Annotated in this window: 19 protein-coding genes; 8 read left to right on the top strand and 11 right to left on the bottom strand. The window is 39.6% G+C overall.

The genetic code is table 11. The features are described 5' to 3' along the window. On the top strand, positions 1-1121 hold a 1121-nt coding region (locus tag AC1DSL_RS11590), incomplete at its 5' end, for a polysaccharide deacetylase family protein (protein WP_477532289.1). Between the two features lie 67 nt (positions 1122-1188). Here AC1DSL_RS11590 and AC1DSL_RS11585 read toward each other — a convergent pair. From AC1DSL_RS11585 to AC1DSL_RS11575, 3 genes are all read right to left on the bottom strand, one after another. Continuing rightward, entirely contained in the window at positions 1189-1719 is a 531-nt protein-coding gene (locus AC1DSL_RS11585; protein WP_477532288.1) for a divergent PAP2 family protein, read from the bottom strand. Between the two features lie 227 nt (positions 1720-1946). Further along, the gene (locus AC1DSL_RS11580) at positions 1947-3017 is read right to left on the bottom strand and encodes a CAP and S-layer homology domain-containing protein (protein ID WP_477532287.1); all 1071 of its coding nucleotides are present in this window, start codon (positions 3015-3017) and stop codon (positions 1947-1949) included. Positions 3018-3348: 331 nt separating this feature from the next. Next, positions 3349-3828 carry a metal-dependent hydrolase gene (locus AC1DSL_RS11575; RefSeq protein WP_016428180.1) on the bottom strand — a complete coding sequence of 160 codons (480 nt, stop codon included), beginning with the start codon at positions 3826-3828 and terminating at the stop codon, positions 3349-3351. A 437-nt stretch (positions 3829-4265) separates the two neighbouring features. On the opposite strand from AC1DSL_RS11575, the gene AC1DSL_RS11570 reads away from it, so the two are divergent. After that, a complete protein-coding gene (locus AC1DSL_RS11570; protein ID WP_477532286.1) occupies positions 4266-4982 on the top strand; it encodes a toxin regulator in 717 nt (238 codons plus the stop codon). 146 nt (positions 4983-5128) lie between these two features. Here the strand turns inward: AC1DSL_RS11570 and AC1DSL_RS11565 are convergent, their stop codons facing one another. Further along, positions 5129-5773 (bottom strand): hypothetical protein, encoded by a 645-nt coding sequence (locus AC1DSL_RS11565; protein ID WP_477532285.1) that lies wholly within the window; start codon positions 5771-5773, stop codon positions 5129-5131. A 47-nt stretch (positions 5774-5820) separates the two neighbouring features. After that, positions 5821-7383: a fatty acid--CoA ligase gene (locus AC1DSL_RS11560; protein WP_477532290.1), complete on the bottom strand. Its 1563-nt coding sequence runs from the start codon at positions 7381-7383 to the stop codon at positions 5821-5823. 274 nt (positions 7384-7657) lie between these two features. Between AC1DSL_RS11560 and AC1DSL_RS11555 the strand changes: the two genes are divergently transcribed. Both AC1DSL_RS11555 and AC1DSL_RS11550 read left to right on the top strand, forming a co-directional pair. Beyond that, complete coding sequence (locus AC1DSL_RS11555; protein WP_477532284.1) at positions 7658-8158, top strand: hypothetical protein; 501 nt, start codon at positions 7658-7660, stop codon at positions 8156-8158. 314 nt (positions 8159-8472) lie between these two features. Next, positions 8473-8598, top strand: a complete 126-nt coding sequence (locus tag AC1DSL_RS11550) for a hypothetical protein (protein WP_016428185.1) — start codon at positions 8473-8475, stop codon at positions 8596-8598. A 784-nt stretch (positions 8599-9382) separates the two neighbouring features. Here the strand turns inward: AC1DSL_RS11550 and AC1DSL_RS11545 are convergent. Further along, complete coding sequence (locus AC1DSL_RS11545; RefSeq protein WP_477532283.1) at positions 9383-11302, bottom strand: S8 family serine peptidase; 1920 nt, start codon at positions 11300-11302, stop codon at positions 9383-9385. Between the two features lie 344 nt (positions 11303-11646). On the opposite strand from AC1DSL_RS11545, the gene AC1DSL_RS11540 reads away from it, so the two are divergent. After that, the gene (locus tag AC1DSL_RS11540; RefSeq protein WP_477532282.1) at positions 11647-13005 is read left to right on the top strand and encodes a S1C family serine protease; all 1359 of its coding nucleotides are present in this window, start codon (positions 11647-11649) and stop codon (positions 13003-13005) included. 66 nt (positions 13006-13071) lie between these two features. Here the strand turns inward: AC1DSL_RS11540 and AC1DSL_RS11535 are convergent, their stop codons facing one another. The 3 genes from AC1DSL_RS11535 to AC1DSL_RS11525 all read right to left on the bottom strand — a co-directional run bounded on the left by AC1DSL_RS11535 (position 13072) and on the right by AC1DSL_RS11525 (position 15185). After that, complete coding sequence (locus AC1DSL_RS11535) at positions 13072-13734, bottom strand: ribonuclease H family protein (protein WP_477532281.1); 663 nt, start codon at positions 13732-13734, stop codon at positions 13072-13074. Between the two features lie 375 nt (positions 13735-14109). Continuing rightward, entirely contained in the window at positions 14110-14613 is a 504-nt protein-coding gene (locus AC1DSL_RS11530; RefSeq protein ID WP_477532280.1) for a hypothetical protein, read from the bottom strand. Positions 14614-14657: 44 nt separating this feature from the next. Beyond that, positions 14658-15185 (bottom strand): GNAT family N-acetyltransferase, encoded by a 528-nt coding sequence (locus AC1DSL_RS11525; protein ID WP_477532279.1) that lies wholly within the window; start codon positions 15183-15185, stop codon positions 14658-14660. Between the two features lie 719 nt (positions 15186-15904). Here AC1DSL_RS11525 and AC1DSL_RS11520 point away from each other — a divergent pair. The 3 genes from AC1DSL_RS11520 (at position 15905) to AC1DSL_RS11510 (ending at position 17929) form a co-directional block, all read left to right on the top strand. Further along, positions 15905-16339 carry a hypothetical protein gene (locus AC1DSL_RS11520; RefSeq protein WP_477532278.1) on the top strand — a complete coding sequence of 145 codons (435 nt, stop codon included), beginning with the start codon at positions 15905-15907 and terminating at the stop codon, positions 16337-16339. A gap of 66 nt (positions 16340-16405) precedes the next feature. After that, a complete protein-coding gene (locus tag AC1DSL_RS11515; RefSeq protein WP_477532277.1) occupies positions 16406-17176 on the top strand; it encodes a hypothetical protein in 771 nt (256 codons plus the stop codon). 63 nt (positions 17177-17239) lie between these two features. Further along, a complete protein-coding gene (locus AC1DSL_RS11510) occupies positions 17240-17929 on the top strand; it encodes a hypothetical protein (RefSeq protein WP_477532276.1) in 690 nt (229 codons plus the stop codon). A 320-nt stretch (positions 17930-18249) separates the two neighbouring features. On the opposite strand, the gene AC1DSL_RS11505 is transcribed toward AC1DSL_RS11510, so the two are convergent. Together AC1DSL_RS11505 and AC1DSL_RS11500 are read right to left on the bottom strand one after the other, a co-directional pair. Next, positions 18250-19527 (bottom strand): TRAP transporter large permease, encoded by a 1278-nt coding sequence (locus AC1DSL_RS11505; RefSeq protein WP_477532275.1) that lies wholly within the window; start codon positions 19525-19527, stop codon positions 18250-18252. Continuing rightward, positions 19524-20021 (bottom strand): TRAP transporter small permease, encoded by a 498-nt coding sequence (locus AC1DSL_RS11500; RefSeq protein WP_477532274.1) that lies wholly within the window; start codon positions 20019-20021, stop codon positions 19524-19526. The genes AC1DSL_RS11505 and AC1DSL_RS11500 overlap by 4 nt, the downstream gene beginning before the upstream one ends. Positions 20022-20185 lie beyond the last annotated feature (164 nt).

The raw sequence follows: 20185 nt of genomic DNA, 5'->3' as shown, positions 1-20185 counted from the left end.
AACCGTTATTCAATATCGGTGGATATGTACATATGGGCAATGAAAAAATGGGTTTTGCGACGTTTATGAAAGGACAAACATACTACATAGAGTCAGAGGATGAAAAATTTTATCACGTTTCATTTGGTAATGGATTTGTTAATGTAGATAAAAATCATGCTGAAAAAGTAGAGTTCCCAAATAAACAAGTTTTAGAAAAAGGTACATCTTCTGTCATCGCAAAGAATAGACTTGTGGTTTTTTCACAACCTAAAAGCTCACCTTCACTGGGATATGTGAATTCTAATGTTCGCATACCTATCATTAAAGAGGACAAAGAGTTTTATGAAATTAATTTCGGTGGTTCAAAAGGATATATCAAAAAGTTGCAAACACGCACAGATAATGGCATTCCTGTGTTGATGTATCATCACATGATGCATGACAAAGCTCAATCTAATCAAGCTTTTAATAATATGACGATTGAATACAAGCAATTTGAGGATCAAATGCGCTACTTGAAAGAGAATAAGTGGAAAACAATATCCATGCAGCAACTTGATGATTGGCTGACTTATCAAACGAACCTTCCTGAAAAAGTCGTTGCCATTACGTTTGATGATGGAATAACCTCAACTGTGGACTTAGCGTATCCTCTGTTAAAAGATTTGGACTTTCATGCTACGTCATTCGTTATTACAGGAAAAATTCGGCAATCTTCAGATTACTGGATCGCTAGTGATTTGCAATATGTAGGGTTAAAAGAAATTAGAGAAACTTCCGATGTATATGACTACCAACATCATTCCAATGACATGCACCTATACAAACCTGGTGCTAGATCGGGCATGTACACAACGGAATCTTATGACGCAATCTTAAAAGATATTCAAAAGGGCACTGCCCAATTGGGAAAAGCATTTTCAAATGACCTTCTCAGAACAAAATATCTTGCCTACCCATTTGGTCATTACAATCAMACGACCATACAAGCTGCTTATGATGCAGGCATACGAATGGCGTTTACGACCGTGACGGGAAATGTAAAATTAAATGACTCTCCATACGAATTGAAAAGACAAGGCATAGCTCCCTATCATTCGATGAAAGACTTCATTCAAAAACTAGAAGGCACCTATTAAAATTTTATGATAAACACAAAAAAGGCAGCCGGTAATTCGGCTGCCTTTGCAATTTATATTATTCAAATCAATCCCAGGAAACGCGGTCTGCTCCTTCCAAGCGATGTCCATATTTACGTTTTTTCCGTCGCTCATCATTCTCAAACTTCGCTGCAATAAGACCATAAGCGACTCCAAATAATGCGCCACCCAGTACTTCAATCGGTTGATGGCCAAGTAGTTCTTTAAGCTCACCTTCACGCTCGGTGTACTGGAAACTTGGATAATCACCAGAAAATGCGACCAATTCATCTTCTAAATCATTTACCAGTTGTGCAATCTCACCCGTATGACGACGAATTCCTTGCGCATCATACATAACGATAAAGCCAAAAACGACGGCAAGAGCTGTTTCAGTATGGCGAGTTCCTTTATTCGCTGCAACGTAAGAAGCAAGTGCCGCTACTCCAGCTGAATGTGAACTCGGCATGCCACCCGTCTGAAACAATGGTCGCCAATCCCATACACCTGTATTTTTCTTATGTGTAATAACCTTTAACCCTTGCGCAACGCCAATGGCAGATAGTGCCGTAACGATTCCACGATTCATTTTTTTCATTCTCATCACCCTCAGCTCTTTTATTGTTGAAAATGCTTTTAAATATTTTCTTCTTCCTTTTATTACCCCACTTGCTCATTTTTATTCTAATATTTTTTGGAAAGAAAAAATCCAGCAAAAAAATCTGCTGGATTTCTACTAACTCTATATTAGTTTTAACACCTTACTTTCATTCAACTGCAAAGTAGATTTTTTTTCAACACATATAGAAGTCCTTTTCAAATATGTTATCTAGATAATAAAGAGATGACCCACGTGAATGAACCGTCCATTTCCTGTGCAACTCCTACGCCCATTTCTTTGCGACTTGCGTCATACAAAGAAGGTTCATTGATTGCCTGAGACAATATTTGTTGTAATGCAGATTCCACTGAGCCATTTGCATAACGCTCACTATAATCTCCGTTTAGTTTCTCTCCATATTTATCTTCATAAAATTTATATATGTCCATGACTCTCTCATCAGATGGATATTTAGCCATCGCTCTAATTTTCAAACCAGCCATATCCTGTAAACGCTCATTTAAAACGATTGGTTCATACCCCTTTTTTATACGGGCATTGTTAATCAACGCAATCATTTCAGTTTCCATTGCATTCAATTGTTGTTCTGTCAGCCATGTCGGTTTCACCCGCTGCAGAGTGTCCGGGTCGTAATGAACATATTCCATATACATTGGGTTAAATTCTTTGTTTACTGTTCGTCCAAGGAATCCTGCAAACTCTTGTCGGGTAATTTTTGCATAGGGCTTAAAGTACAAATTTTCATAGCCAAATGATATTCCGCCATTGAATAACGCATCGATTTCCTTCTTCCCAGTTGTAGTTGAAGAAACATCTTTAAAAGGAATGTCCCTACGATCTAGCGGAATATCATACGCACGTGCCAATATGATGGCCATTTCCGCACGAGTCAAGGAACCACTCGGATCAAAATAGCGTGTACCATCCTTGGCCACTTTCCCTTGAATCACACCTTGTTCAACAGCTGCAGCTACTTCTGTATAAAAACCGTCACCTTTTTTAAAATCCGTAAAGCCTGGATCCTTAGCACCATCCCATCGTATGCCAAGTTCTCGGATAATCATTACTGTAGCTTCTGCTCTTGTGACAGTTGCATTGACTCCAAACGTTCCATTGCTATAGCCTTTGGCAACATTACGCTCAGCCAAATAATTAATTTCATGCTCAAAACGTGGTCCGACGTCCGAAAACTTTCCAGATGCCCCTGCAGATAGTGGCAAGACAAGCGACAAAGACAATGCCGATAAAGCGATTTTCCATTTCCACTTTTTCAACGTTATAACCTCCATTATTCGTTTATGTTGGAAGAGAAATCACCGAGAATGTCATTAAAATCCCCTAATTCCTAAACCTTCCATCAGAAGTATATAGGAAATTTCACTATAAATGGCAGGGATCATCCAAAACCATCCCTTATACCTAGACATTTCTTTGATTCCCCCATTTAATTAGGATTGCACGCTTCGCTTTCCAATCTTTACTGTTGGCGTAATGTTTCACTTAATCATCCTACTTCTAAGTTGACAGAACGGATCTCCAGTTTGCACAATACCTTATCATCAAAAATGAGAGAAACGACATGGTCGCTTCTCTCATCCTCACTTCTTATAAATAAACCCTAAACGCTTCATACCCGAAATACACCGAAAGAACCGACAGTGCAGCGAGCACGAGTGATTCCACTGTGCCACCTGTTTTAGTCGTCAATGGAAATCGTACACGTATTTTGAATGGAAATAGCAACTTAATGCCATTACGTGTCATCATGTCTAGCACATAATGACTGACCATCCCGACCAAAATTCCTTCTATCACTGCTTCGTTTGTTACAAATGATTTCATTAGAATCGAAATGATGAATAAAAATAACAAGCTGTGGGTGAAAGAACGATGTCCGAAAATCACATTAATCATTTTCGAAATGAACGGGAATGTTCGTCCAATTTTACTGCCGCCATGACAAATATCCGGAATCAACGCTCCGATAACCCCTGCCCCTACCAATAGTACGGGATCAGATGTTGTAAATTGTGCGTATGCAAGACTTGCTGTCAAACCGCCTATGATGTGTGTCTTTCCTGTCATGCTTTTGCTCCTTTTTCATTGGTTTCTATAAGGAACCAAACGATTTCATCTAATCGATGCCTTGACCAAAATTTTCCAACGATAACTCTACAACAAATCAATTACTCGAAACAAGCGGCTGAAGATGCATTTTCAAGTTCTTCTTAATTGTTATTAATATTAGGTAATTAAAGATCATTTGAGACTAGCAACTCGTAAGACTAAACACACTCCGATAATGTATAATTTTCACAAATATATACATATATAAGTATATTATTTTCAATTATCTGATTGTAAAATAATATACTTTTTTACACTATAATAGTCGATGGACTTACTTTAACCTTTATAATCCAGTTGAATTTACCCATGTGCAGCACTTATACATGATATGAATGAGTCTAATCTTATAAAGTCCAGTGGGTACAACAAAAAATTATTTTTCGGAGGAAAAAATGAATATTGATTGGAAAAGTAAAAAAGTAATCGCTATCGTTAGTGCAGTTGTAGTGGTGTTCTTTTTATTTGTAATTAGTTCAAGTGCGGCATCTAATAAGGTTTCGAAGAAAGAAGAAGAAATCGGTGCTTTGCATGTTCAAATTAGTGAACAAAAGAAAGAAATCGCTCAATTAAATGCAACAGTTGAAAAAGCAAAACCTTGGTTTGAGTTATCTGAGAAAGAACAACAAAGAAGAATTGAAGAACAAAAAGCATTAGAAGAAGCTGAAGCTAAGAAAAAAGCTGCAGAAGAAGCTGCAAAAAAAGCAGCGGCAGAAGCTAAAGCCAAGAAAGAAGCAGAAGCACTAGCCGCGGCAGAAGCTGCAGCACAGAAAAAGGCTGAAGAAGAAGAAAGAAGAGGCTATGATACTGGCATCACTTATGATCAATTAGCACGAACACCAGATGACTTCTATGGCGAAAAAGTTAAATTTTACGGTAAGGTTATTCAAGTGATGGAAGGCGATGGTGAAACCCAAGTTCGAATTGCCGTCAATGACGATTACGATAAGATTATTTATGCAAGTTACGATTCATATATAGTAGTTTCTCGTATTTTAGAAGACGACTTGATTACTTTGATGGGTACATCAGATGGTTTGTTAACTTACGAATCGACAATGGGTGGAGAAATCACAATCCCGAGCATCATCATCGATAAAATCGAACAGTAACAACTTCTTCTCGGATTACCCACCACACTTAACAAATTACATGTAGTGGTGGGTTTTTTTATGAAAAAGCAACTTAAAGACAAAAATCCAGTAGCCTGAAAAGCTACTGGATTTTCATTTCTATCATCTATTTGAAAAAGCACATTTTAGCTCTCAACTCGATAAACCAGTGTACGAATAAATTGATCCATATCCGATAAATATTCATATTTTTTCCCGTTCAATTCAAGTTCATAAATACCCGATTCCCTAATAGTAAAGGTGTTATCCCCTAAAAATTCACCCGCACGGTCTGTCGGGATCTCGTCATCGACATAACTGATGAACATGCTCATTGTATGAAAAATGGCGGCACTATCCGGACCGGTATCATGACAGATAAGCCTCATTTCAGTGATTTCTTCGGTTTCGTTATTTACCGTGTAGACCAAGCTGATTTTCACCGCAGTGTTGAACTCATGCGAAAACGTCGTAACTTCATCATTGGATTTCATTTCATCTTTCACTATCCGAGTCGCATCAAACCTGAACTCAGGATACCTCTCTATGAACTCAGATGCTGTCGCATTCCATTTTGCAACCTCGTTTTCCGCGTTCGGCAAGGTTTCCAACTGCTCGACTTTTTCAGGCTGTTCAACTACAGGCAATTCATCGTCTTCCTTAGGTACGTTCCCCTGTACTTTTACAGTCTCTTCTTTCTTAGCCACTCGATCCAACGCAAAAAAACCAACAAACAACATCCCCATACTCATCATCATACCTACAATTATCGTCACTGCTTTACTTTTCACAGGATTCCCCTAACTGTTAAACCTTCATTATCACGCCAAACTAAACATTACAAAATACTGCCGCTTTCCACTCGCTGTTCCCGCAACAAGAACTTTTGAATTTTCCCACTAGCATTTCGCGGCAATTCATTAACAAACTGATAATGCCTCGGACGTTTATAACCAGCCAGTTTGTCGTTTCCTTTACAGAATTTTTCAAGATCTTCCGCCGTAAGTTCAGGATTCTGCGTCACGATAAACGCCAGCACCGACTCTCCCCACTTCTCATCAGGAATCCCAAGCACCGCTACATCCTGCACCGATTCGTGTTCATGCAGCACATCTTCCACTTCACGCGGATAAATATTTTCGCCACCACTGATGATCATGTCATCCACACGGTCTGCCACATACAAATAGCCGTCTTCATCCATGTACCCCAAATCACTTGAATGGTACCATCCTTTATACAGCGCCTTTTCTGACGCATCCTCGCGATTGAAATAACCGGCCATCATGCAAGGACCTTTTACGATGATTTCGCCCACTTGGCCCGGTTTCAATATAGCATCCGGATTAGAAGGTCCATTCTCATTCGGCTGGACAATGCGGATTTCATGATTGTATGCAGGTTTCCCAGCTGAACCCACTTTAGTTAGCTGCTCGTCTTCCGCTAGAAACGTAATCGCCGGCCCCATTTCCGTCTGGCCATATGCCTGAATCAAATCGATACCCAAAACTTCTTTTACTTTCTTAACAAGAATGGGAGCCATTGGCGCAGCACCATACAACCCTCGTTGCAACGTCCCGACTTTCAACGCTGCCCCTTCAAGGTCTGCCATCATGCTCCACATCGTTGGAACGGCGAACATCACCGACACTTTTTCTTGCTCGATCGTATCAAGCGCAACTTGCGGATGGAATTGATGCATAATAACGCTCTTCGCACCTGCTTGAACCCTCGGAATCACACAGCAATGCAACTCAGCACAATGAAACATCGGTGCCGTTACAAGCCCAACATCATTTTTCGTATACTTTAACACGGCAGTGCAAATAAGACTTTGCTCCGCCATATCACGGTGACGGTGAATCACGCCTTTCGGACGCCCCGTCGTTCCACTCGTATACATGATGGCATACGTATCCTTCTCGTCTACTTCCACTGCTGGAGCAGTCGATTGCGCACTGCCAACCTCCGAGTGATAGCTGATTGCGAAATCTGGTGTATTCTCATTAATAAACCAAAACTGAATCTCTGGAAATTGTGGCTGAATCACTGCCACCTGATCCTTCAGAATATCTTCAAACATCACAACTTTTGGTTTTGCATCATTTAAAATATATGCCACTTCCTCCGACTTCAACCGGAAATTTATCGGATTAAAAATAGCCCCGATTTTGGCACACGCAAATAAAGTCGTCGCAAGCTCACTCGTGTTGAACAAAAACGTCGACACCCGATCTCCTCTTTCAACCCCAGCTGAACTCAGCGCATTCGCCAAACGGTGTACTTCGTCCCGCCACTCCCCATACGTCCAACGCTGCCCCCGCTTCAAATCCACAAGCGCCTCTCGATTCGGAAAATTACTCACCGTCTGATCGAAAATACTCCCTAAAGTCGCATACATCATCCCAACCCCCATCAGTATGAATCTTCATTCATTTCATTTTGTCAGAAAAGAATGAAGATTTCAATAACTTTTCGGTTTACTAAAGAAGCGTCACACCATTTCACAAAAGAAGGCGGCTGAAGATGCAATTTCAGCCGCCCCCTTGCCTTAGATATATGCTCCACTTCTCCCATTTTTCCAACTAAGTTAACTCTAGACACAAAAAATGGCTTTTGTACCTATCCTCTTCTATTAAATTTTCAGTAAAATGGAAATCTAGGGGGAAATAACCATGAATAACTGGAAACTCGCCACCATCATACTTGCTATCCTGCTCGGCATATCACTTATGTGGAGCGTTCAACAGCGCGCCAACTTTGAAAAAACACAACTCAAAGCATATGTACTCGAGTACGCCCAGCTTGAATACGCTCTAAAGGATACGATTGAAAGTTACGAACAAGGCGGAAGTCAAAAAGAGCTGGGAGAACGTCTCCACTGGTTGTCTGGATTTGTCGTTAACATTAATCCAGCGGGACAAACCGTAGCTTATCATAGCTTTGACTTCGATTATGACACTAACGTTGTTCTCAACGAAGTCCACCGCAAAGCAAGAGGCAACCAAGCCACAAAAGAAGATATAGATCGCCTTAAAACATTGCATCAACTAATCAATAGATTCCAAAAATCCGCACTCGACAACGTCAAACACAAAAGCGTCGACGATTACGAAGCCGACTTTATTGAATTTATGGAGTACTACGAAACCCAAAAAGAATACCTGTTCAAATAGAAAAGCAGCCGAAGATGTATTTTAAAAGCCTTTGGGTTACGAAAGAATATACAACTTCATACCTAGAAAGGAAGCTGCCGAAAATACAATTTCGGCAGCTTTCTGCATTGCATATAGCCTAAACGGCTACACTTTCGACACCGACTGCAAATTAATCCGCATCACTGCAATTTAATCGGCATCAAACCTGTGTTAATCTGTTTCATCCAGTTCTCCCACCAAATATGATGTAACAACTAACATTCAAATATATTTCACCACCCTATCAAATACTGGCATGTCCCTGCATATACTCCACAAAGGAGGCGGTACATATGTCGTACTATTTAGCGCTTACAATTGGGTTTATATTGTGTTTGGCCATGCTCGGGGGTGCGTTTTTTTATTTCCTTTCCCATGGATTAAAAACTCGCGATGCAACGAAAATCGATCCGAAATAAGAGAATTAAAGTTTCATAAAACAAGCACCCGTCGATAAAGCTGAGGTGCTTGTTGCTTTGTTTATTTCGGTTGAATCAAAACCTCGTCTGTGTGTCTCCCCACTCCAAGCAAGCAGTGTGACATATGCTGAAGGGTAGATTACGAGGAATGAGGTAGAAGTTTTGACAAATAATCCTTTTTATCGGAATGGAGATGAATTTGATTCATCACGCTTTCCACAAGGGTTCCAACAAGAGCTCTCAAATGATTATTTTGAGCCACCCCCATTTGGATCCCCACCCGGTGCTACCCTCCTGCCAATGGTACCACCCCCTGACTTCTCTCTACCGATCCCAGCATGGCAGGTCGGACCCAGCAGAATCAGGAATTGTCTATACCGCAACACCTATATTTGGCTAACAAACAGCAGAAGCTTTTGGTTTTTCCCTACCTTCGTAGGCAGACAAATAATCGTTGCTATCTCTGGTGAAGAAGGCGGGGATGGACATATCACATTTTGAATACGCACAAGATTCGTTCCTATCAATGCTTCTAAACGTAAAAGAACGTGGCCAACCATTTGAAATAGTTATCATTCATATAATTGGTTGATTCTCATAAGGTGAAAAATGAAAACAAGGTACGGAGTGAACATTCACTCCGTACCTTGTTTTTGCATCAAAAATTTCGTTGTATTAGAGAGAATTTACTATATTTAATATGTTTAATAGAACATCTAACTCCATCGTTATTCATAAAAAAATCCAGCCTATTTATAACTAAGCTGGATTCAAATATATTCTATTAATTTGACAACCGATACATAAACACTGCCAATTGACCACGGGTTATCGAATTAGAAACGCCATATTTCGTAGGAGAGATACCATCTGTAATATAGTTTGCAACCAAAGCGCCGACTGCATCGCTGTATTTCGGAGATACATCAGAAAAAGGGTATTTACTTCCGTCAGAAGAAAGCTTGTACGCACGTTGAAGGATAATGGCCACTTCTCCACGAGTCAATCTATCGTAAGCTCCGAATCTCGTGGTAGTTTTACCACCAACGATTCCTGCTTCTTTAAGTGCATTAACTGCCCCAATCGCGCGGTCTGGTACGTCCGTAAATCCAGATGCTTTTGCAGTTTCCTTATTCAAGCCAAGTTCTTTGGCCAACCAGATGGCTGCATCCGCACGTTTGATATTTTTCGATACGCCAAATTCAGTCATAGATATGCCACGTGTAATTTGATTTTGGACCAAATACGTAACTGCTGGTGAATAGAAAGATGTGACATCCTGGAACTTCGGAACAGCTTGAGTCTGGGGATTCGGACTGTTAACGACAATCATTGTCGACTGCCCCTCATAGGTTGCTGTAATGGTTGTGCTCCCATAGCCCTTCAACTCTACCTTACCACCCGTAACCGTCGCTACTGCAGTGTTGGCTGAGGTCCAATTCGCTGCATCTGTTACGTCTTGAACTTTGCCATTTTTATACGTTGCCGATACAGTGACTGCTATGATTTCCCCAGGCTTGCCAGTTAGTGAATTGACACTCAAAATCATCCCTGTTAAAGGATTTGCTTTTTGGAAATCAACCGGATCCAGGAAAGAAGCTGCCTGGATAAAACCGTAGCCGAAATACGGATCTCTCCCTGTCGCGCCTAGATCCTTAGTATGTTCAATCAGAACTAGTCGAAGCTGCTCATTTGTCAATTCAGGATATGCTTGCTTTAACAACGCAAGTTGACCTGTCACATATGGCGTCGCCATTGACGTTCCGCTCATATAAGCATATTGATTGTCTAAATAGGTACTCAATATTTCCACACCTGGAGCTGCCACTTCGACTTCTGGACCAGTGGAGGAAAAGGATGCCCGTTCAAAAAAACTGTTAACAGCACCGACACCGATTACCGAAGCATAACGCGCAGGAAAATCGACCGTGTCACCCAGACCATTCGGGGCTCCATCATTCCCAGCGGCCGCCACAATCAATAACCCACTGTCATAGGCCTTGTTAACGACATTAAGGAATGAACGAGTACTTGTTTGTGTTCCTGAACTCAAATTGATGATGTCCATGCCGTTTGCAATCGACCAATCGATTCCCTCGATTAAATCCGATAAGTAAGCCTCGCCGTTACGGTCAAATGCTTTTATCGCATAAATTTCCGCCTCATAGGCGACTCCTCTCACCCCAAAACTATTATTGCGTGCACCTATGATTCCAGCCACATGCGTTCCATGTCCTTGATCATCATTGTAGGAAGAGGTGTAACCAACCGTCGAAATACCTCCAGCAATGTCAAGGTCACTATGCGGAGAAATTCCTGAATCTATGACTGCGACTTTGATGCCTTTACCTGTAAATCCAGAATCCCAAGCTGATGGAACTCTAGTAGACTCAATCCCCCAATCTTCCAATTGGTTATTGAGCTTGAGGACGATATCTTCCTCGACAAGGTGCACAGAAGGGTCTTCTCGAAGATCGGCAGCTTCTGCTGAAGTCAAATCGACAGACGCCATATCCACCTCTGTATAGGCTTCTGTCATTTCACCGCCAGCTTCCAACACCGTCTCTTTCATTTCCTGCTCATTAAGTTCTTCATCAAATACAACGAGCATTCGTTTCTCTTCGTACTCTTCGGCAGAAACAGTGGCATTTCCATAAGAGCATAATAGCCAAGTCACAGATAAACCCATAACGAAACTTTTCAATGTGACTTCCCCTTTCAAGTAAACTTGGCATTGTAAAAACAAATTCAAGAAAAACATTCTATATGTATGAATAGCGCTATTATTCTCGACATCTCTTATCATTTTAATTACCTATAACGCAGCCGACAACAAAATCTTTTTAGTAACTTCCCACTACTATTTTTATTATCGGTTAAAAGCTTTCACTATGAACAAAAAAACGACCATTTATTAAAGCTCGGGGCGCATTTGCTAATCTATTTATTTATATAATTTCCAATATTTATATTTTCATAGTGCTTTTATTACGCGCATATGGTATTAATTGTATTGTTAAAATATTGCAACGAGAGGAATTGTTATCATTGAAAAAGTTAATTATTTTGATGTTATCTGCTTTTTTATTTTTTACAGTCTCAAGTACGCCCGTTTCTGCAGCGTCGAAAAACATGTGGGGCAAGATTGAGATTCAAACTGGGATGGTCGGTAAAATCCAGATTTTGAAGGATACTGATTTATATTCGGTTAGTAATGGTAAGTTGAAATTTGTGAAGAAGTTGAAAAAAGGAAATGAGCATGGCATTTACGGAGAGTCAAAAAGCTTTGGTGGTGTCTATAAGCTGACTGGGAGTAATGTTGTTAAGAAGTCTTCTTCCATTAAGTATGTACCAGTTCCAAAAGCAACCAAAAAAGTTTATACAACAAAAGAAATTGTAGGCTTAAACGATGCCAAGATTGTGCTTATTGATACTGATCAAGGACAAGGCAGTGGAATCGTCGTTGGAAATGGCTTGATTTTAACAAACCACCATGTCATTGATGGTGTGACGAATGCGACCGTCACTTTCACTAACGGTCAAAAGTTGGATGTAAAAGGCATTGTGGAATCCGATGCCAAAAAAGATATTGCCTTAATCAAAACAACGAAAACGTTCAAAACAGCAACTGTTGCAATTCGTCCTTCCAGCAAAGGGCTCGCTAAAGGTGAAAAAGTAGTTGCAATCGGAAGCCCCATCGGCTTGCAAAATACAGTTTCGGAAGGCATTATTAGTTCGTTCCGTACAATTAATGGCGTTTCTTTGATTCAAACTAATGCAGATATTGACCACGGCAGTTCTGGTGGTGGATTATTTGATACGAGTGGGCAACTAATCGGGATGACAAGCAGTGGTTTTGATAGTTTGAGTGCTAACCTAAATTTCGCGATTTCCACAGAAGTGTTTATGCCTTTAGTGAAGAAATATAGCAGTAAAACCCATGCGAGCATTAACGCTTCTTTCCCAATTCAAGTACAAACTCCCACCCTTGATAAGATTTCACTTGGGATGACGATGGAACAAGTCAAGAACCTATCAGGCGGTGTTTTCTACAGTCAGGAAAATGAGTATTTGACCTACACGGATGTAACTGTTTACGGATTAATGGCGGACGTGGATTACGAATTCGAAAACAACAAACTCGTCTCCATATCGGTTTATCACTATGTGGCAGATAATGCGCCTGACTTAGAAACAATTGAGAACTATTTCGACTACATGTACGATCAGCTTCGTTTAACATACGGGGAAGCTGATGAACTTGAATCGGATTGGGTAGAGGTGGATGATGGTTATCGTTTAGCTGCTTACTGGGCAAACAATAAACATGACGCTTTTCTATTGGTTCAAGTATTCTTGAATGACGAAACGTTTGGTGGCGTTCAGTTCACCATTTTAGAACAATAATGAAAAGCAGCCCCAGAAATCGATATAGATTTCCAAGGCTGCTTCTTTTATATGCTTTATTATTTCCTACTCTGCCTTCAACTCACTAGTCGCCAGTATCTCAATCCCATTCAATGCCTGCGTCGCCAATCGGTCCGCTTCTCCATTCGATTTACGTGGAACCAATTGGTATTCGGGCTGGAGACCAAGTTCATTTAGCTTTTCGTCAATCCGGTCTGCCCACCGGGAGAGATTGGATTCGAGCGCTGGCCATTCCCCATTCAACTGATTGATGACCACTTGTGAATCCCCAACGATTTTGACCGGGAGATGATGGACGTTCAAGAGCTCGAGTTCCTGCAGACATAAGTAAAGTGCCGCATATTCCGCCTCATTATTTGAAATCAGTTCGGCAGAAGGCGCGTTCCGTCGCAATCTGTATGACTTCCCGCTCTGTTCATAATAGATGACGCAGCCTAATCCAGAACTGTTTGTCGCGACATCAAACCCACCATCGAAATGAACCGTGATGTTATGTGGTTCGGTTTCAAGCCCTTTCAAGTATTGTTTCATTTCTTTCACCGTCCACGTGCTATCGTGCTCATCCGTGAACGTTACCTTTTTTGTACGCTTCGTCCGCTCTAAATCTTCCGCAATCAGCAAAGCATGCGCAATCGGCAATTCTTCGGATTGGAAGAAGGTTTCGGTTCCTTTAGGTGTTCGGTAATTCCATTCGATTCTGATTTTCACGGCCAGTCCTCCCTTTTCAACAATACTATGTATGTATATTATTCCCTTTTTGCCCCATCTAAACAATATGAKTTTTCCCAAGGCTGTTTATGTATATGCAAGTTCTGTTGGCAAACGAAAGAATTGAAAGCCTATTTACAAAAAGGGAGCGGCCGAAGATGCAATTTCGGCCGCTCCTATGCTTTTGATTATGAGTGAAAATTAAACCAATGCACCCGGTTCCGTATCATCACTATCTTTTATGGATTARGAAATTTTATCGGCATCACTGATCTGCATGAACAGAATTTTAAACGGTTTCAAACCTGTTTTAATCGGTTTCACCCAATTTTCCCCACAAAAAAAGCGACTTTACTTGAGGTAAATCACTTCTTTCTATTGAAAATCATATATGTCTACAATTTTGTCCGCTCTAACTCGGTTATGACAAAGCTTGAACAACTGAGTCAAAAAATCCTCGATTTCCACAGTTGATGTTGGAAGTGGAATATTCATCGTCGTCGATCCAAAAATTTGCTTATAATACGACTTCCGAATGTCATTTTTGCCATCCCTTTTTAAAGGGTTGTATTTCCACGATAGAAAGTTGACACCATTTTCTTCGATTATTTTGTTCAGCTCGGCAATTGTAGTGGATTTATCATGCGCATATATCACCAAGTAATAGTTGTCATTTCGATGCCAATCGATGAGTAAGAAATAATAGCTTTCTTCCCCGGGTTTAGCTACGTCATAGGCAGCAATCACCGGCTTGCCATTCGCCCATTGATGGAATTGACTCAAGGTGTTATTAAGTGTAGGCAATTTAGTCACTTCATAAGTAGGCTCATTGTATTGTTCCAGATATATGCTTAAATAATGAGCTAGTTTTTTCTCCATATTCCAGATCCCTTTATGTTGAATTTGAATTTACGTACACTCACTTACTTGTTTCGTAAAACCGTGATAAACCCTTCCAAGATTTCATGACTTACAGTAAAGCCTTTACGTTTATAGAATTCTAATGCGGCTTCGTTGCCATTTGAGACAAAGATAAAATAATCCTCCACATCTTCAAATTGATTCAACCACTCCATCGACAACTTAAAAAGCGTCGATCCAACTCCGTATTGTCTATATTCCTCTTTAATATAAAATTGCGATAAACACCCTACATTCATTCTATTAACATTAGATAGGTCAAAAAAAGTGGCAAATTCATTTGAATATGTTTCTTTAGGAGAGATATTCGAATAGACATACCCAACAATCTGCTCACCATCTTTAACGACAACCGTGTAATTATGTAATGCTTTTTTAACAGAAGGCATCAACCGTGTGTCAAAATTCATGTTGTCAAAGAGTTCTGGAGTTATGTATGCTTTTGACTTTTGAAAAGCCATAAGTTCATTGCAAGTATCTCGAAGGCATTCAATCTTTTCGTCAGGTAAAATTTCATAAGTTAAGTTCATTTTCCCATTCCTTTCTTAATAATAATTACCAATTATTAAACTTTTTTTAATTCTATAACAGATTTCAATACAATGATATGTAAACATCACTTCTATATTCCAACCCTCAATTGTGATTAAAATCTCTTCCAATATGGGCCATTTGAGTAAATGCTACTTTTTAGCTTGATGCTTTTATGTCATGCAAGTTTCTCTAATGCTCTCACTCCTTATATCGGAAAAATACATAAACGAACAACTTTCATATGGTAGTTAATAGGAATTATGCGCAAGCTTTTTTTATGTGAAAATGATTTTCGTTAAAATTTTTATGACTATTTTTAATCTCCTTTATACTGTTTCGACTTTTAAATACAAAGAAAAATAGGTTATCGACAGAAGATTACAAAACCTCTTATGTACTAATAACTTTTTATGACTTAAATTAAGGTTGTAGGAAAAACGAATCAATGGAAAATGAATCGTTTTATTTTTTGTGAATAGTATAGATATTTATATCTAATTTATTAGTAATAAATGTAAGAGTTTTCGTTTTGGGTGTAAAGTGAAACTTCACTTTTACTATAAATTATTCTGGTCTATTGGCCCCAAGGGAGAGGTAGAATGAATCAACTTTTCAATTCAGCTTATTCGTAACAACATTTGCATCATCTATTTGCTCCAATTGTTGCTGACCGTTTTGAAAGAATCGTACAAGCAATTGGAAGGGAGAGGAATTATTGAAAAAGATTTTTGGAATTATTATTGCATCCTCTGTGCTACTTGGTGCAGGAACCATGTATGCAAAAACCGACTCTGCAACCAACCTTTCTAATTGGTATGAACATTCATTTCAAAATGAAAGCATGAAATTAGGGGTGGAAACAGGTGCTGGACTCTGGAAAACGTTTTCGAACGTTAAAATCTTTGTAAGCGAAGCCAAACAATCTTTTGATAGCACGCTTGCAAGCTTCACGGCAAAACGTGTTAGTGAAGCAACAACTGAAATTGAACAATACCAAATCGATACAGAAAATCGCTTGGAACAAACAGTTTCAGAATTAAAAGATGAAAACCTCAAAGTGTATTCAAAAAAAGTGAATATGAATGAGGATATCGAAGAAGACATCGAACAAAGCGTAGAAGAAATTTTAGAAGAAGTATTAAGTGAATAGCATTCAAATGGATCTAGCAAAATGCTTGAATTCATTCAAAAAACCAACCACAAAGGGGACATTCAAATGTTAAAAACAATCAAAGGTAAAGTAATCGCAGGAACAGTATCAGTAGTATTATTATCAAGCGCTGGAGCAGCATTTGCAGCTTCAAATGCAGGAGCAAATTTACAAAACTGGTACAATGGGAAATTATTTGCTTCTTCTTTATCGGTTGCAAGTCAAACTGCTTCTTATGGGAATGCGGAAAAAGGTAAATTTGAAACTGAATACGCAGGAATGAAGACTGCAGCAACTACAAGCATTAATACGAAAGCTGATACTATGGAAACTTCGACGAACAATAGTGTTAAAGCTACAGCTGATGCATATATTGATGATGTTACTAGTAAAAAAGCAGAGATTAGTAGTAAAATGGCAGATCAATTTAATTTTCTTTCAACTACGGCGCAAATAGGTATCAATTTAGCAGGTGCCAAAGCACTTAGAGACGCTAACGATGACTTAAGTCAATATACATCTGCAGCGGGTACTGCAGCTACAACTCAAATGACAAATGATATTAATGCAGCTACAGCAACGGCAAAACAACAATTGCAAGATGCCATTAATACTGCTAAAAATCAGCTCCAAGCAGAATTGGATGCTGAAACAAGTGATACTGTAAAAGACATTAACGCAAAAATCGATGCAAAAATTGTTGAACTTCGTACAAAGATTACTAAAATCAAAGATGATTTTGTATTAGCTCAAGAACAAAGTATTGCTAATGCAGCAGCTGCGCTTGAAACACAAGCTAAAGCTGATTTGGATGCAATCGTAAACGGTATCAAATAATAATATTAATAATTAGGGACCTCGTAGTTTGGGGTCCTTATTGTTGTAACTGGAGGTATCGAAATGCTAAGCAGACTTGAGAAATATAAAAAGATTCAAAAGAGAAAAAAGATAATTTTGTTGGTAGCCGCAGTAGTGCTAACTCTCGGGATTGGCAGTGGAGTGAAAACTACGTTCGCAGATGCAGATGTAAGCACGCTATTGATTAATTGGTTTAAAAATAAAKAATCTGAATCCCTTAATGAAATTGATAAAGCGATTACGGATGAAAAAACAATACTTCTAGCTCAATTGAAAGTAGAATTGAAAAACGAAATGGATTCTGCTAAACAAGAACTAGATGCATTTACGGAAAAACAGAAGTCTGATCGTATTGCTTCACTCCGTCAGTATGCAAATGAGTTAATTGAGAATTTGAATGTTGATACAACTGAACAACAAGATAAAATTACTGCACAAATCAATTCAATCATGAACGAAGCAATCGCTCAAATGGACCAAGCGGTTATTATTGTTCCTGAAACGATTCCTGAAGTCCCTCCTGTCTCAGAAGGAGAAAATTCATCGAAACCAAATGAAAATGAACAGGAACCAGCAACCGAACCTGTTCAAGTTCCTGAACCCGCTCCTATTTCTGACCCTTTGCCAAACCCGGAATCAGATTCCACATCTGCTAATGGTGTTGATAACGTTCAAGCTAATCGCAATCCAAGTACTGAAGACGAATTAGAAAACTCTGTTGAAAACGACTAACGCTATATCACATGAGACTCTCTTTGGAGAGTCTTTTCTTTTAGATTCATAATGGAATCAACGGAAAATTGCCATACGAATTTTTATTATGATGTCTCATCAGTAGCAGTCTTTAGAGCAACAGTTTTGCGTCTTCAATTTGATTATTACCGACTTCCCTTCGTGAATGAAGGATTTAATAGCAGTGATAATACCAACCACCTTCCAATCTCGGTGTCCATCCTACTCTTTGAATTGAAAAAGTTAAGAAAAGGAACTAAGTCATCAACTGACTAGTTCCCTTTTGATTTACATATCTAGTTTAATATAGTCGACACCATCTAATGCACATCTTCTTTAATCAAGAAGGTTGCAATCTCTGGGAATATCGACAGTAGGACCATTAATAGTAGCATGATAATAGCATAAGGAATAACGCCTTTTACGATTTCGTCGATGGTATTTGTTCGATCAATTCCTTTCAGTACGAACAAGTTCAGTCCGACTGGAGGTGAGATTAAAGCAAGCTCCATGTTGATTACCATGATGATTGCGAACCAGATTGGGTCAAAGCCTAATGCCACGATGATAGGGTATAAGATTGGCAATGTTATAACCAAAATCGAAATCGTTTCCAGGAACATCCCTAAGATTAATAGCACAATATTAATCAAAATAAAGATGACCCATGGGTTGATGTCTTGTTCAGTTGCATAGGTAGTAATAGTTTGTGGGATCTGCAAGATTGTCATGATATAGCCAAGCAGCATCGCACCGACAATGATGAACAATATCATCGCATTTGTTTTAACGGTAGAAATAATGATTTTCTTGAAGTTTTCCAAGTTCAAATTACGGTAGAAGAATGCAGCAATCGCAAAGCTCAACACGACACCTACTGCAGCCGCTTCAGTTGGAGTAAAAATACCTGTGTAAATCCCTCCAATAACGATTACAGGCAGCATCAATCCCCAGATGGAAGTTTTAGTCGCTTCCATTCTCTCTTTCCAAGTCGCAGGTGCATCTTTAAGGTGGCGTGCTTGGTAGGCAGCAAATACCATGAAAGAAAGCGTCAGTATGAGTCCAGGTATAATTCCAGCGATGAACAGTTTTCCGATGGATTCACCGGTCACTGATCCATAGATAATCATTGGTACGCTTGGTGGAATCAAAATCCCTAATGTACCACCCGCAGCAAGCAGACCTAATACATGTCTTTTGTTATATCCACGCTTGACCATCTCTGGCAAAGCAACCGAACCAATAGTTATCGCAGTAGCTACACTCGATCCAGATATTGCAGCAAATATGGCACAGCAGAAAAGTGTGGCAATCGCGAGACCGCCTGGGAAATGGCGAAACCAGCGGCTAGCCATTTCGTAAAGATCACGGCCAACTCCACTAACCAATAAAACCTGGCTCATCAAAACATACATCGGTAATGCTGTTAGAGAAAAGTCATCAAGTGCCTTATAGGAAATGATTGGAACTTGCATAAAAGAAAAGGTTCCGCCATTAAAGAAGAACATCCCCGCGACTGCGAGAGTAGCAAGAGCAAACGCAACCGGCAGTCCGAGCAATAAGAGAGTTCCCAAACCACCTACAAAGAAAATATTCATATGTGCTCCCCTCCCTTATGTATCCCGCCGTCAACAATCTGCAAAATGAACGCCAAGCACAATAGTACGCCACCGATAGGAAGGAACATTTCAGGCAGGTACATCGGAACACGCAGCAAAGATGCAGAAGTAACTTCCAGTTCTATGGTATTCATCACGTGATGAATACCATAATAAGTAAAGATGATGCTGAATACTAATCCCATGGCATTTGATAAATAAGCAAGCAATGTCTTTATGCGATCGTTAACATTGTTGATTAGTAAATCCACTGTTATATGAGAATAGGTTCGTACCGCATATGCACTTCCTAAATAACAACTGGCGATGATTGCATAAATAGACAGTTCAGTAGCCCAGATTGTCGGTTTGTTGAAAAGCCATCTAGAAACGACTTCAAAGAAAATCATGAAAGTTGTCACCATAATGAAAAATCCGGATGCATAAGCACCAAACCTAATGAGCAAATCGGAAAAATTATACAGCGATTTCATTAGTTTTTTCCTCCTTACTGCTCATCAACCATTTCAAGCAGTTCTTTCCCTAAATCGCCAGAGTTTTTAGTAAATGCCTCCCAAGCCGGTTTTGCTGCTTCTTTCCACTGCGGTAAGTCCTCTTCAGGCACTACATAAACTTCCATTCCTTTTTCCTCCAACTG

This window comes from Paenisporosarcina sp. P4_D4 (assembly GCF_056401835.1).
Note: the sequence above shows the minus strand (reverse complement) of the source record. Positions and strands in the feature narration are given on the sequence as shown.